Annotated in this window: 8 protein-coding genes; 2 read left to right on the forward strand and 6 right to left on the reverse strand. The window is 73.8% G+C overall.

The features are described 5' to 3' along the window. Positions 1 to 120 precede the first annotated feature (120 nt). Positions 121 to 2205 carry a bifunctional glycosyltransferase/CDP-glycerol:glycerophosphate glycerophosphotransferase gene (locus IG54_RS0123935; RefSeq protein ID WP_030788079.1) on the forward strand — a complete coding sequence of 695 codons (2085 nt, stop codon included), beginning with the start codon at positions 121 to 123 and terminating at the stop codon, positions 2203 to 2205. Between the two features lie 12 nt (positions 2206 to 2217). Here IG54_RS0123935 and IG54_RS0123940 read toward each other — a convergent pair whose 3' ends face one another. The 5 genes from IG54_RS0123940 to IG54_RS0123960 all read right to left on the reverse strand — a co-directional run bounded on the left by IG54_RS0123940 (position 2218) and on the right by IG54_RS0123960 (position 9829). Further along, the gene (locus tag IG54_RS0123940; RefSeq protein ID WP_030788082.1) at positions 2218 to 5055 is read right to left on the reverse strand and encodes a stealth conserved region 3 domain-containing protein; all 2838 of its coding nucleotides are present in this window, start codon (positions 5053 to 5055) and stop codon (positions 2218 to 2220) included. Continuing rightward, positions 5052 to 6119, reverse strand: a complete 1068-nt coding sequence (locus IG54_RS0123945) for a hypothetical protein (protein ID WP_051819845.1) — start codon at positions 6117 to 6119, stop codon at positions 5052 to 5054. Before IG54_RS0123945 ends, IG54_RS0123940 begins: the two co-directional genes overlap by 4 nt. A gap of 83 nt (positions 6120 to 6202) precedes the next feature. Then, complete coding sequence (locus tag IG54_RS0123950) at positions 6203 to 7084, reverse strand: carbohydrate ABC transporter permease (RefSeq protein WP_030788087.1); 882 nt, start codon at positions 7082 to 7084, stop codon at positions 6203 to 6205. After that, positions 7081 to 8427, reverse strand: coding sequence for a carbohydrate ABC transporter permease (locus IG54_RS0123955; protein WP_199809582.1), 1347 nt, complete (start codon positions 8425 to 8427; stop codon positions 7081 to 7083). The genes IG54_RS0123950 and IG54_RS0123955 overlap by 4 nt, the downstream gene beginning before the upstream one ends. A gap of 4 nt (positions 8428 to 8431) precedes the next feature. Beyond that, a complete protein-coding gene (locus IG54_RS0123960; RefSeq protein WP_030788092.1) occupies positions 8432 to 9829 on the reverse strand; it encodes an ABC transporter substrate-binding protein in 1398 nt (465 codons plus the stop codon). A 192-nt stretch (positions 9830 to 10021) separates the two neighbouring features. On the opposite strand from IG54_RS0123960, the gene IG54_RS0123965 reads away from it, so the two are divergent. Beyond that, complete coding sequence (locus IG54_RS0123965) at positions 10022 to 10471, forward strand: PPOX class F420-dependent oxidoreductase (protein WP_030788094.1); 450 nt, start codon at positions 10022 to 10024, stop codon at positions 10469 to 10471. Positions 10472 to 10657: 186 nt separating this feature from the next. Here the strand turns inward: IG54_RS0123965 and IG54_RS0123970 are convergent, their stop codons facing one another. Beyond that, positions 10658 to 14179, reverse strand: a complete 3522-nt coding sequence (locus tag IG54_RS0123970) for an FHA domain-containing protein (protein ID WP_030788097.1) — start codon at positions 14177 to 14179, stop codon at positions 10658 to 10660. Positions 14180 to 14261: the final 82 nt, after the last annotated feature.

Raw genomic sequence — 14261 nt, forward strand, 5'->3', positions numbered from 1 at the left:
ATATTTAGCCCCTTTTGCCCGCTCGTCGCTCCCGACGGTCAGTCCCTTCGGCTTCTGTCACCCCAATGAGTGACGGGAGGTCTTCGACAGGCCGTGTCCCGCTGGTTACGGTCGGTTGTCATGTCGCGCTTCTCGGTTGTCGTCCCCGCCCACCGCGTCCAGGGTTACCTGCGCGAATGCCTGGACTCGGTGCTCACCCAGTCCTTCGGCGACCTCGAACTGACCGTCGTCGACGACGCCTCGCCCGACGCCTGCGCCGCGATCGCCGCGGAGTATGCGGAGCGCGACCCGCGCGTGCAACTGCTGCGCGTCCCCGCCCAGGCGGGTCCGGGCCCCGCGCGCAACATCGGCGCCGACCGCGCCACCGGCGACTACCTCCTCTTCCTCGACGGGGACGACCTCCTGCTGCCGGGCGCCCTCGAAGCCCTGGACGCGGCCCTCACGGAACGGGGCGACCCGGACGTCCTGCTCTTCGCGCACGACCGCGTCGACTGGTGGGAGACCGTCCGCCCCGGCGGCGGCCCCCTCACCGGCGACCCCCTGTCCGTCACCCCGGCCGCCTGGAACCGCGTCTTCCGGCGCGGCTTCTGGCGCGAGCGGCAATTGGCCTTCTCCGAAGGGGCGTACGAGGACGTGGTGCCGGTCCACACCGCGACCCTGCGCGCGGGCGAGCGTCTCGCCGTCCTCGACCGGAGCTGCGTGCGCTGGCGCGAGCGGCGCGGCGGCAGCTTCTCCAAGACGCCGGGCAGACACCACTTCGCCGTCGTCGGGCGGTACGAGGAACTCCTCGCCGCCGCCGGGCCCGCCGACCGCGCCCGGCTCCTGCCGCACGCCGCGGCCCACCTCCTCGCCGTCCTCGACGACCCCGGGCGGATCCGCGCGGGCGACCGGCGCGACTTCTTCCGCGAGGCGGCCCGCGTCCACCGCACGTACGCGGCCCCCGGCACCGAATCCCGCACCCCCGAGGAGAGGGCCCTCGCCGCCGCCTCCTTCACCGCCTACGAAGGCCTGCGCAAGGCCGAGTCCCGGCGCCTGCGCGTCTCGCGGCGGCTCAAGGAGCAGAAGAAGAAGCTGCGCGCCCGCGCCATGCGCGCCGCCTACCGCGCCGACCTGCACCGCGCCCTCGACCCGCACCTCGCGGTCTACGGCGCCTACTGGAACCGCGCGGTCTCCTGCAACCCCGCCGCCATCCACGCCAAGGCCCGCGAACTGGCCCCGCACATCCGGGGCGTGTGGGTGGTCTCGGGCCGCCACAGGCACAGGGTGCCCGCCGGGGTCGACTACGTCGTCGAAGGCTCCCGGCGCTACTGGCAGGCGATGGCCACCGCCACGTACCTCATCAACAACTCCAGCTTCCCCGGCGGATTCACCAAGCGCCCCGGCCAGGTCTACCTCCAGACCCACCACGGCACCCCGCTGAAGAAGATGGGCCTGGACCAGCGCCGCTACCCGGCGGGCACGCACGGCATCAGCTTCCAGAAGGTCCTCGACCACACCGACCAGTGGGACTACAGCCTCTCCGCCAACCCGCACTCCACGGAGATCTGGGAGCGCGTCTACCCCTCCACCGCGTACCAGCCGCTGGAGGCGGGCTATCCACGCAACGACGTGTACTTCACGGCAGATGACGACGAGATCGCCCGTATCCGCACGCGGTTGGGCGTCGGCGACGGACGGACCGTGCTGCTGTACGCGCCGACCCACCGCGACTACCAGAAGGGCTTCCTGCCCCGCCTGGACCTCAAGCGGTTCGCCGAACGGCTCGGCCCCGACTACGTGGTCCTGGTGCGCGCCCACTACTTCTACGGCGCCGACGCCGGACTCGACGCGCACCCGCAGCTCATCGACGTCACCGGGCACGCGCGCGTGGAGGACCTGTGCCTCGCCGCCGACGCGCTCGTCACGGACTACTCCTCACTGATGTTCGACTACGCCTGCCTGGACCGCCCGATCGTGACGTACGCCCCCGACTGGCAGGCCTACCGCCTGGCCCGCGGCACCTACTTCGACCTGCTCTCCGGACGGGCGGGCGAGACGCCCGGGGCCGTGGCCACCACCGAGGACGAACTGGCCGACCTGTTCCGCGACGGCGGCTGGGACACCCCGGAGGCCACGAGGCTGCGGTCCGCGTTCCGAGCGCGCTTTTGCCCCTACGACGACGGGAAGGCCGCCGAACGCGTCGTGCGGCGGCTCTTTCTGCCCTGAGATCTCCCGGGCTCAGGCCTCGTAGGGCGAGCGCACCGGGAAGTACGCCGTCAGGAACGACCTGATGGCGAGCGCCATCTCCTCGTCCGCCATGCCGCTGTCGGGCGACTCCCCGATGCAGAACGCCGTCCGGTCCCGGTTCTGGAGCAGTCGCCCGAGCCGGGCGTGGTCGGCACGGTCGCCGATGTCCACGAAGTCGTAGGAGATGGAGCCCGGCACCGCCCGCCCCGTGAGGTACGCGTAGTGCTGGTGCAGCGAGGAGACCAGGGCGAAGTCGTCGGCGCAGCGGAAGCGGCTGCGGGCCGTGGCCGCCGTCTCCTCGGGGAAGCGCTCGGCGATCTCCGTCAGGACGCTGCGGCGCAGTGCGTACGGCACGTGGAAGAAGCTGTGCGTCGTCGTCCTGCCGAACGTGCGGCGCAGCAGCTCGCGGTTGTTCTTCGCCGCCGCCAGATAGCCCTCGTCGTCGGGGGACAGGGGCAGGGCGGGCACGGACGCGGAGGACCAGAAGAAGCGGGCCAGGCCGTTGCTGAGGAAGAACGTGTCGGGGTTGGTGGGGCGGCCGAGGAACATGTCGTCGTTGAAGTACAGGAAGTGCTCCGACAGGCCTTCGATGCGGTGCAGTTGGGACTCGATGGAGTGCGAGTTGAAGGTCGGAAGGCATGCGTCGGGGTCGGCGAAGAGGTCGCGGTGGTCCACGACGGTGAGGCCGGGGTGGTCCCGGTCGAGCCAGTCGGGGACCTGCCCCGCCGTGACGAGGTACACGTGCCGGATCCACGGCGCGTACATGGCCAGGGAGCGCAGGCTGAAGCGCAGCTCGTCGCGGTTGCGGTAGCGCACGGCGCCGTCGTCCGCGGTCTCCTGCCCGGCGCCGCCGCGGGCCGCGTCGCGGCGCGCGCGCCACTCGGGGTCGGAGTCGTCCACCCAGGTGTAGACGGCGTCGATGGGGAAGTCGACATCCTTGACGAGGAGTTCGGTGAACACCTCAAGGGTGGGGTAGTCGCGGTCCGCCACCCGCAGGGTCGCCGTCGGCGTGAGCGAGGGCAGCACGGCGCCGGCCAGCGTCGTCCCGAAGGGCGCGCGGAAGCCGCCCTCCGCCGCGGGGGCCCCCTCGGCCGCCCGGGGCCAGAACGCCACCGTGCAGGCGAGCCCCGCGCCGTGCCGCAGCGAGAGCGTCGTGGTGGTCACCGGCTTGAAGATCTTGACACCGGACAACTCGCCGATGCCGTCCAGGCGTTCGGCGAGGACGGCCCCGGGCGCCGCGTCGCGCGGATTGACCAGCTCGGCGTAGACGGGCTGCCCGCGCAGCGCCCCCGCCAGCGCCTTCAGCGCGCGGCCCTGGTCGTCGGCGGCCACCGCCAGCGTGTGGGCGGTGCCGTCGTTGGTGCGTACGAGGATGTAGGGCACGTCCTCGGCCTCCAGGGCGGACGCGGTGAGCCGGAGGTTCCACCGCGCCATGTCCGGCGCGAGCACGTCGTCGCGCCGCTCGGCGAGGCGGCCCACCGAGCGGATGACGCGGCCCGTGGTGTCGGCGGCGATGATCTCGTCCTCGCGGGCCCGCTCGTCGGCGGCGGCCGCGGCGTCGAAGGTGTGCGGGGCGGTGGGCCGGAAGCCGCAGCCGCCGGACGCGACGCCGAGGGCCACGCGGTCCGCGCGCCCGGCCAGCCGCCGCGGCCGGTCGCGCCCGGCCACGAGCCGGGTGTACAGCTCCTCCCAGCGGGCCGTGACGTCCGCGGAGGAGAAGCGGGCGTAGACGCCTTCGCGGGCGGCGCGGGCGTATGCGCGCCTGGCCGCGTCGTCGCCCATCAACTCGTCCATCGCGCACGCGAGTTCACCGACCTCGCCGGGTGGCACGAGCAGTCCGTCGACGCGGTGGCGCACGATCTCCGCGGGCCCGGTCAGTACGTCGTAGGCGATGACGGGCACCCCGGCGGCGAGCGCTTCGAGGAGCACCAGCGGGAACGCCTCGTTGTGCCCGGCGGTCATCAGGCTCAGCCCCGCCTTGGCCCACTCGGCGGCCATGTCCTGGCATGGGCCGAGCAGTTCGACCCGGTCGTGCAGCCCGAACCCGTCGACGAGGCGGCGCAGCTGGCGCTCGCGGTGGCCGCCGCCGAAGATCCGCAGCGTCCAGTCCGGGTGCGCGTCGGCGACCTGCGCGAAGGCGCGGACGGCGTGGTCGACGCGCTTCTCGCCGGTCAGCCGCGCCGCCATGACGATGACCTTGCCCTCGCCGTCGGAGCGCGGCCGGAAGCCGTCCGGTACGGCGTTCGGGATGACGGCCAGCTCGGGGGCGGTGGGGCCGAGGGACTCGGCGATCCAGTCGCGGGTGCGTTCGGTGAGGGTGACCAGGGCGTCCAGGCGCGGGGCGTGCAGGAGCAGCGGTTCGCCGGACGGGCCGCGCCGCTGGGTGGGGCGGTGCTCCTGGTGGACGGTGACGACCCGCGCGGGTGCGAGCGTCACGGCGGCGGCGAGCAGCGCGGGCGTGGTGCTGACCAGCACGTCGGTGTCGACGGCGGTGAGCGCGGCGGTCAGTTCGACGTCGGAGAGCCGGTCGAAGGTGTCCTCCCAGGCGGGCCTGATCAGTTCGCTGGGCAGCGCGGCGAGCGTGCGGCACGCGGCGTCGTCCAGGTCCGTCTCCCGTACCGGCCGTTCGGGTGTCGTGGTGCGGTCCACCAGGTAGCGGACGGGCAGGCCGCGCGCCTCGGGGAAGAACGGCTCGGCGCGGGTCCGGAAGACGGAGATCACCTCGACCTCGACGCCGGGGCGCTCGGCGAGGTGCTTGGCCTGGGTGTAGGTGGCCAGCTCGGTGCCGCCCATCTCGTCGCCCCAGCCGAGCAGATACGTGATCTTCATGTGGTCTCCTTCGCGGGCTCGGGTGTGGGGTGGGGCGTGCGGCCTTTCGGTCCGGGGGCGAGGGCGGCCGGTTCGCGCGTGAGGTCGGTGATGTCCCAGCACGTCACCGCGAAGGCGCCCGTCCGGGTGAAGTGGGCGTGCGCGCGGACCAGCGCGCCGTCGGGGAGCGCGAAGACGCGGAAGGGCGTCGGATAGGCGGCCGAGGGGTCCCGTACGTCGGACAGCCACCGCCCGAGCGGCAGCCCGTCCACCTGGAAGTCCCACACCCACTGCCCCGGCCCGGCCCCGGTCATCGCGCCGAGCGGCACCCGCAGCGTGAACGTGCCGTCCGGCCCCCGCTCCGCCACCTCGACGGGTACGACCACCTTGTCCCTGCGGCGCACGGCCTCCGCGCGCCGGGGCGGGGACGCCGCCCCGGCCGGTCGTCCCCCGATCAGCCGTCCGCGCACCGTGATCCCGTCCCCGCGCGGCTCGAACCGCACCAGCTCCGCGCGCGGCCGCGACCGCGTGGCCTGGAGCACGGCGCGCCCGCCGCGGGATCTGACGATCCGTACCAGAGTGCCGGTCAGCGGGTCGGGCGCGTGCGGCACGGTCGGCGTCCCGGCCGGCGCGCCGTCCCCGGCCGGCGTGATTCCCCGCCGCCGTACGCGCCCGTCGGCGCCCCGCGTCTCGACGGTGAGCCGCCACACGCCGTCCCGCATGTCCCGCAGCGTGGCCGTGGCGGTGAGGAGCGGGGCCCCGGCGGAGTGCCGCTCAAGGGCGAGGGGGACGACGTGTCTGCGGTGGCCGCGCGTGATCAGCAGCCGGGCCCGGACCGGCGCGTCGGCGGCCCCGTCGGCGCCCTCGGTCTCCGCGGGGAGCGCGAGATTGAGCGTACGGCTGTCCCGGAGCGAGAGGTGAACGGGCGTCAGCAGGGGCTCGGCCCGCCAGGCCGCTCCGCGTACCCGCCCCGCGGCGGCCCGCTCCAGCCGGAACCGCGTGCTGCGCGCGCCGGCGCGGAACCGCCGCAGGGCAGGCGGCGGGGGTCCTGGGCGGCGCGGTGACGTGAACCCAAAGTAATGCATTTATACACTTTGCCCACTTTTACCCCGTACGTCTCACAACGCGGGCCGCTACACACGGAAGGAGGCGGCGGCCCGCGCGCGAGTCACTTCACCGCGCCCGCCATCACCCCGGTCACGAACTGCCGCTGGAACGCGAAGAACACCGCCAGCGGGATCACCATCGAGATGAACGCGCCGGGCGCCAGGATGTGCACGTTGTCGCCGAAGAACCGCACCTGCTGCTGGAGCGCCACCGTGATCGGGGGACTCTCCGAGTCGGCGAAGATCAGCGCGATCAGCATGTCGTTCCAGACCCACAGGAACTGGAAGATGCCGAGCGAGGCGATCGCGGGCGCCCCGAGCGGCATCACGACCCGCAGGAACAGCCGCAGCTCGCCCGCCCCGTCCAGCCGCGCCGCCTCAAGCAGTTCGCGGGGGATCTCCGCGAAGAAGTTCCGCAGGAGGAAGATCGCGAACGGCAGGCCGAAGGCGACGTGGAAGACGACCACGCCGACCGTCGTCTCGAAGATGCCGATCTCGCCGAAGAGTTCGGAGACCGGCAGCAGCGCCACCTGCACGGGGACGACGAGCAGCCCGACCACGCCGATGAACCACCAGTCGCGGCCGGGGAAGTCCATCCACGCGAAGGCGTATCCGGCGAGCGAGCCGAGGACCACGACGAGCACCGTCGCCGGGACCGTGATCATGACGCTGGACAGGATCGAGTCGGTGATCGTCTCGTCCTTGAGGAGGTTGGAGTAGTTGTCCAGCGTCATCTGCGAGGGCGCGCCGAACACCTTCCACCAGCCGCTCTCGCTCATGTCGGCGGAGGTGCGCAGCGAGCCGATCAGCAGCCCGATGGTCGGCACCAGCCAGAACAGCCCGACGAGCACCAGGAACACGCGCAGCGCGGTGCCCCCGAGCGCGGACGCGATCCGCCCGCCGAGGGACTGCTTGGCCTTGACGATCTCCGTCTGGGTCGTCATCGTCGCCCCTCCCGCCGCATGCGCCGGATGTTGAACAGCATCACCGGGATCACCAGGAGGAAGAGCAGCATCGCGATGGCGCTGGCCACACCCGCGTCGCGATCGCCGAACGCCGAGTTGTAGAGCTGGAGCGCGAGGACGTTCGCGTCGTCCTTCGAGGAGCCCGGCGGGATCACGAACACCAGGTCGAAGATCTTCAGTACGTTGATCATGAGCGTGACCAGCACCACCGCGAGGACCGGCGCGAGCAGCGGCACCGTCACCCGGCGGAACACCTGCCACTCGTTGGCCCCGTCCACCCGCGCCGCCTCAAGCAGCTCACGCGGCACGCTCGCGAGGCCCGCCGCGATCAGGACCATCGCGAAACCGGCCCACATCCACAGGTACGAGCCGATCACCGCGGGGGTGATCAGGGACGGTCCCAGCCAGTCCACGCCGTTGTATGGCTCGCGGAAGTTCGAGGCGGGGAAGCGCAGTCGGGCGCCGTCCGCCTCCTTCGGCAGGGCGAAGGTGCCGTCCGCCCCGGCCTCGGTGGACGCCACGACCTCGCCGTCCTTGACGGCCTCGACCTTGATGCCCGCGTAGCCCAGCTCGGCGGTGTCGGGGGCGTTGACCTTCCCCCGGCCCTTGCCGCGTGTGAAGTCCTGCCAGGCCGTGCCGGTGACCTGGCCGGCCTCGGCCCGCGCGGGCTTGGCCGCCTTCGCGTCGTCCGGCATCTCGTTCGGCGGCACACCGGTCAGCGGCAGCACCACGGGCGTGCCCGCCTCGACCGGCTCCTTGGTGATGAAGGCCCCGCCGCCGGCCGACTTCAGCGGCGACTTCATGCTGGGGTGCGCCTGCGGGAACGCCGACGACTCGGCGAATGTGTCGTGCACGCTCACCGCCACCGCGTTGGCGACACCCCGGTCGGGATCGGACTCGTACACGAGCCGGAAGATGATGCCCGCGGCCAGCATCGAGATCGCCATCGGCATGAAGATGACGAGCTTGAACGCCGTTCCCCAGCGCACCCGTTCGGTCAGCACGGCGAAGATCAGGCCGAGCGCGGTCGCCACGGTGGGCGCCACGACCAGCCAGACCGCGTTGTTCTTGATGGCGGTCAGAATGCTGTCGTCCGTGAACAGCGTCTTGTAGTTGCCGAACGCCGTGAAGTCGCCCGACGAGTCGAAGAAGCTGCGGAACAGCGAGTACCCGATGGGGTAGAGGACGAGCGCGCCGAGCAGCACCAGGGCGGGCAGCAGGAAGAGCACCGCCACGATCCTGCGGGTGCCGGTCACGCTCTTGCGCGGGATCGGGGCCGGGGGCGCCGCCTTCGCGGTGCCCCCGGCGTTCGCGGACGCCATCGCGTCAGTCCTTGTAGGCCTTGGCGGCGGCCGTCTCCAGCGTCTTCTGCGTCCCCTCGACGTCCTTCGGGTTCTTCAGGAAGTCCTGGAGCGCCTTCCACTCACCCTTGCCCGGCGTGCCGCCGAAGGCCTGCGGGGCCTGGTCGGACATGTCGAAGCGGATGTCGTCGCCCGCCGCGATGAGCGCCTTGGCGATGCTGCGCTGCACGTCGTTCGGGTACGCCGCCATGTCCAGGTTCTTGTTGGGCGAGATGAACCCGCCCGCCTCGGCCCAGATCCGCGCGGCGTCCGGCGAGGCCAGATAGGTCAGCAGCGCCTGCGCCCCCTTGCTGTCCTTCAGCGCGACGGCCGCGTCGCCGCCGACCACGGCCGGCGACTCGTCACCCACGGCCGGGAACGGGAACACCTTCGCGTCCGTGCCCACCTTCGCCTTCGTCTCGGAGATCGGCAGGGAGACCATGTCGCCCTCGAAGACCATGCCCGCCTTGGGCTGGTCGCCGCCCTTGAACGTCTGCTTCACGGAAGCGGGGAACTCGGTCTGGAGCGCGCCGTCCGCGCCGCCCGCGACGAAGCCCTTCTTCCCGAACAGCTCACCGAGCGTGGTCAGCGCGTCCTTCACGGACGGGTCCGTCCACTTGATCTTGTGCTGGGCCAGCTGGTCGTACTTCTCCGGGCCCGCCTGCGACAGATAGATGTTCTCGAACCAGTCGGTCAGCGTCCACGCCTCGGCGCCCGCGACCGATACCGGCGGCACACCGGAGTCGTAGATCGTCTGGGCGGCCTCCATGAACTCGTCCCAGGTCTTCGGGGCCTTGACGCCCGCGTTCTCGAAGACGCGGGTGTTGTACCAGACCAGCGACTTGTTGGCGGCCTTGAAGTACACGCCGTACTGCTTGCCGTCGACGGCTCCCAGGTCCTGCCAGCCCTTGGCGTAGTTCTTGTCGAGTTGCTTCTGCGCCTCGGCGCCGACCGGCTTGGCCCACTTGTTCGCCACGGCCTGCTCGATCGCGCCGACCTGCGGCAGCATCGCGACGTCCGGCGGCTGCCCGCCCGCCACCTTCGACTCCAGGAAGCTGATGATCGGGTCCTGGGCGGGCACGAAGGAGACCTTGGCGCCCGTGCGCTCCTCGAACTCGTCGAGCACCTTCAGGAAGACCTTGCGCTCCGAGCCGCCCCATACGGCGGACACCGAGACGTTCTCGCCGTCCAGCTTGGGAAGTTGGACCGACGCGCCGTCGCCCTTGCCGCCGTCCTTGCCCCCCTTCTCCCCGTCGTCGCTGTCGTCGCCACCGCACGCGGTGACGGTGAGCGCGAGCGCCCCCGCGACGAGGGCCGCGGCGAATTTGGCGGTGGTGCGCCGATGTTGTGGCGCCCTGCGTGTACTGCGAAGAGTGCTGCGCATCACTGCCCCGTTCTCTTCCCTGGCGAGTCCCGTGCGGTCTGTCTACGCCCGTGCGGGGAGGGGCGGCAAGATGGCCTGCGGTGTCAACTCATCGATCGTGATGGCGTTGTGACGTGGCGTCATCACCGCGTGCCCGGCCTTGTCGCACCACTGGGGGGAATAGGCACCACCGGGGCGCGGGTTGGCCCCGACATGACTGAAGCCACCGCCGGCGCCGCCCAGGCCTTCGACCCGCACGCGCTGCTCGCCGAAAGCCGCCTCGGCGTACTCGCGACGATCAAGGCCGACGGCCGCCCGCAGCTCTCCCCGGTCCTGCCGTCGTACGACCGCGCCACGGGCCTCCTGCGGATCTCCACGACCGTGGGCACCGCGAAGATCACCAACCTGCGCCGCGACGCGCGGGCCGCGCTGGAGGTCACCCACCCGGACGGCATGGCCTGGGCCACGGCGGAGGGCACGGTCACCCTCACGGGCCCCGGCTCGGACCCCGCGGGCCCCGAGGTGGCGGCCCTGGTGGAGTACTACCGCGAGGCCGCGGGAGAACACCCGGACTGGGACGAGTACCGCGCGGTGATGGTCGCGGAGCGACGCGTCCTGATCACGATGCGGGTGGAGAGGGTGTACGGGGCGACGATCCGCTGAGGGCAGAGGTCTGCCCGTTGTGGGCAGGCGTGCCGCAGGGCGATTGGGGTCTCCCCTGGTCGAGCGGAGCCGAGAGCTTGGGGAAGGGTGGGCACAACGCACCAGCGCCGGGAACCGATCCAACGGGCGTACGGCACGCAAGCGCCCCCGCGGCAAAGGGGACGGAACAGAAGCTCCCCCCACCGCCTAAAGAAGCGACGGCACCTGATCAGCCGAGACCGACCGTGCCGCCCGCTCCAGCGCACTGGCCAGCAGAGCCAGATCGGTGGGACCGTTCCCCAGCTCCCGCACGGGCCGCCGCGCCGGCGGATCCCCCATCCGCTCCCACTCCAGCGGCACGACCGTGGGCCGAAGCGTCGCCGTACGGGGAATCCGCCCGGTGACCCGCCCCGCCTGGAAGGGGGTGGCCCGCCCATCCGGGGAGCGCAGTTCCCCCCGCCCCGGCGCGGGCTCCTCGGGCCCCGAGGCCACCGCGTCGAGCACCACGCGCAGCGACGCCCGCTGCCCCAATTCGGTCTCCGGCATCCGCTCACTGCGCCCGGTGGCCGCCACGAGATGCACACCGAGCCGCTCGCCGTCCCGCGCGACCGCCTCCAGGGCGCGCACGACCGAGCCGGCCGCCGGGCGCCCGGGGGAGCCGAGGGCGGGCGCGAGCAGCGCGTCGAAGTCGTCGACGAGTACGACGAGCCGCGGCAGTGGAGGTCCGGGCTCGGGCCGCTGCCGCGCCGCCGCGGGCCGCAACCGCATCGTGGGACTGGGCGTCGGGTCGAGATCACCGTCGCCGCCTTGCGCGGGCACGGCCGCGGAACCCTCCGCGCCACCCCCCGAGGACGACGCCCCGGACGACGACGCCCCAGAAGCCCCGAAGGACCCGCCTGCCCCGCCCGCCCCGGAAGACCCAGCGGCCCCGGAGCCCCCGGAGGCACCACCCGCCCCGGACGACGACGGCGACCGCTGCGCCACCATCCGCCCCGAGACCTCCCGCTGCGTATGCCACTCGGCGAACCCGAGCCTGCCCAGCAGCTCCGCCCGCCGCTTCAGCTCGGCCGCCAGGGACTGCGCGAACTCCCGCATCCGCACCGGGTCGTTGGCCACCAGGTGCGTGGTGACGTGCGGCAGGTCCGTACAGACCCCGAGCCCCGCGCCCTGCCGCCCGGCGGCCCCGCCCGCACTCCCGCTGTCCCGCCCGTCGACGAGGACCATGCCGAGCCGGTCGGGCCGCTCGGCGGCGGCCAGGGACGCGGCGATGGAACGCAACAACTCCGTGCGCCCGCTGCCCGCGGGCCCCTCGGCCAGCAGATGCGGTCCGTCGGCGGCGAGATCCGCGACGACGGGCCCGCGCGGTCCCGCACCCAGCACCGCGACGGCCCGCCCGCCGAGCGCCTCGGCGTCGTCCGCCGCGGCGGCCCAGCGCGCCATCAGCGAGGCGGGCGTGGCCCGGGCGAGCCCCAGCTCGTCCAGCAGCCGGGCCGCCTGGGGCAGCGGCGCGGACACGCGCGCGTGGCCCTCACCGGCCGTGCCGTCCGTCCGCAGCGGCGCGAGCGCCCGTGCGAACCGCTCGGCCCAGGCCGCCGAGACCGCGTCCACGGCGGCGACGGTGCCGTGCCCCGCGGGGCGCCCGCCCGCCGTCCGCATCAGGCGCAGCGCGGTCGCCACGTCCCCGCTGAGCAGCGCGACGGCACCGCACGCGCGGAAGGCGGGCGACACCGAGCAGGCGGCCTCGTACGTGTCGAGGACCGGCGAGGCGGGGGAGGCGGCCTCGGTCTCGGCGAGGCACACGACGTGAATCCCGGCCCGCGCGCCCTCACCGGCGAGCCGGACGGTCGCCTCCCGCAGCGCGGCCGACCCGGGGTCGCCGTCGACGATGACGACAGTGCGCCACGCGGGCTCCCGGGCAGCGGACTCCGTGGACCCGGGCGCCCCGAAGGAGCCGGGCTGTCCGAAGGAACCGGGGCCCCCGAGGGGCTCGGGGCCTTCGAAAGGAGCGGCTTTCCCGGCACCCGCCACGCCCTCATCGGCGATGTGGTCGTCGAGGCGCCGGATCAGCTCGCCCGTGCGCGCCGCCGCCTGATCACGGTCGTAGGCGAGGAGGAGCCGGCAGTCCTGGCCGTGGGTGGGCCGCAGATGGGGGAGCCAGCCGAGCCAGGCCCACTCGGCGGTGCGCTCCGCTGTGGTGCGGGCGCGGTCCGTGCTGATCAGCACGATCTCCAGGCAGTCGGGGGAGTGCAGCGCGCCGAGCTGGGCGACGACGGCCCTGGCCAGGCCGGTCAGCCGCTCCCGGGGCCCGGCGAGGCCGAGCGCGCCCGCCTCCCGCAGGCTCACCGTGACGGGCACGGCGGGCAGCGGCGCCTGATCGCCGGGGGCCACCCGGTCGACCGTGCCGAGCCGCACCGCGAGCGCCTCCGGGTGGCCGGGGCCGCGCTCCCAGAGACGGGGGCCGGGGCCGAGCGCCGTGAGCAGCAGGGTGGCGGGATCCGGCCAGGATTCGGGCGTCCGGGCGGCGGCGGCCACGGCCAGCTCCTCCGGCGTGGGCTCCGCCGCCCCGAGAGCGCCGTCGGCCCCGTCCTCGTCGTCGGCGTAGGGCTCATAGCTGTCGTACGCGCCCTCGTCCTGCCCGCCGGCCCGGCCCCCGGCCAGCCGCCGGGCCCAGGCGGAGAGGCCGCTCCGCTTGCGCAGGGCGCGCGGGACGGTCGTGCCGCGCGGCGGGGTCCCGGCGCGGGTCCGCTCGGCGTCGGGCACGCCACCCTGCGGCGGCACGGCACCCGGGCCGCCGCCCGGGGCGTACGCACCGGGCCCGCCGGCGTGGGCCTGCGACGTGCCGTCCCCGTGCGAGCCGTGCGGCCCCGGTGTCCCGTACGCCCCCGAAGTGCCGTACGCCCCCGAGGCGCCGTGGGTCCCGTGGGCGCCGGACGGGCGGTGGGTGCCGTCGCCTCCCGCCGCGCCCCAGTCCGCCGAGCCGTACGCGTGGTGGGCGGTCCCCTCCGGAGGGCGTGCGGGCGCGAGGAAGGCGGGCTGGGGGGCCTCGGCGACCCGCACGCGCACGTGCCCCTCGCCGTCGGGGGCCGTCGAGAGGACGCCGCCCGCTCCCGGGGCCGCGCCGAGGCCGCCGCCGGTCAGCCGGAGCGCGGACTCGCCGATCCGCAGCAGGGAGCCGGGGGAGACCCGCACGGGGCGGTCGGTGACCTCCGTGCCGTCCACCGAGGTGCCGTTCGTCGAGCCGAGGTCCGTGACCGTCACGCGGCCGTCCGGGGCGAGCGTGACCGCGCAGTGCAGCCGGGAGACGTCGGGGTCGTCCAGCGGCACGTCCGCGTCGGCGGAGCGGCCGACCCGGATCTGGCCGCCGTGCAGCAGATGGACACCGCCCGCGTCGGGCCCCGCCACCACGTGCAGCTGGGCGGCCGCGCCGGCCGGTTCGGGGCCGGGCTCGGCGGGGGCGCCCAGCGAGAGCACCGCGCCGTCGATCAAGGGGGGCTCGCCGAGCGTGCACCGCTGGGCGTCCAGGCGCTCGGGGCCCGCGTACAGCACGAGGGGGCTCTCGCTGCCCGCGACGGCCGTGGCGAGGCCGGAGGCCACCGCGGCGAGGGCGGTCCCGGCGGGCGCGGTGACCAGCACGTCACAGGCGCCGTGGATGCCGGTCGCCGCCGTGGGGCGGCCTTGCTGCTCGGGCTGGCCGCTGCGCGGCCCGAGGACGGTCAGCCGGATCTGCATCGCCGTCAGCGGTCCCTTCTGCGCTGGGCGCCCGGCACGGGGACTCGCGCTGTGTTTCCCCCCACCGCACACGGGCACGTGG

Source organism: Streptomyces sp. NRRL S-920 (genome assembly GCF_000717945.1).
In the GTDB taxonomy this organism is placed as follows: Bacteria; Actinomycetota; Actinomycetes; order Streptomycetales; family Streptomycetaceae; genus Streptomyces; species Streptomyces alboniger.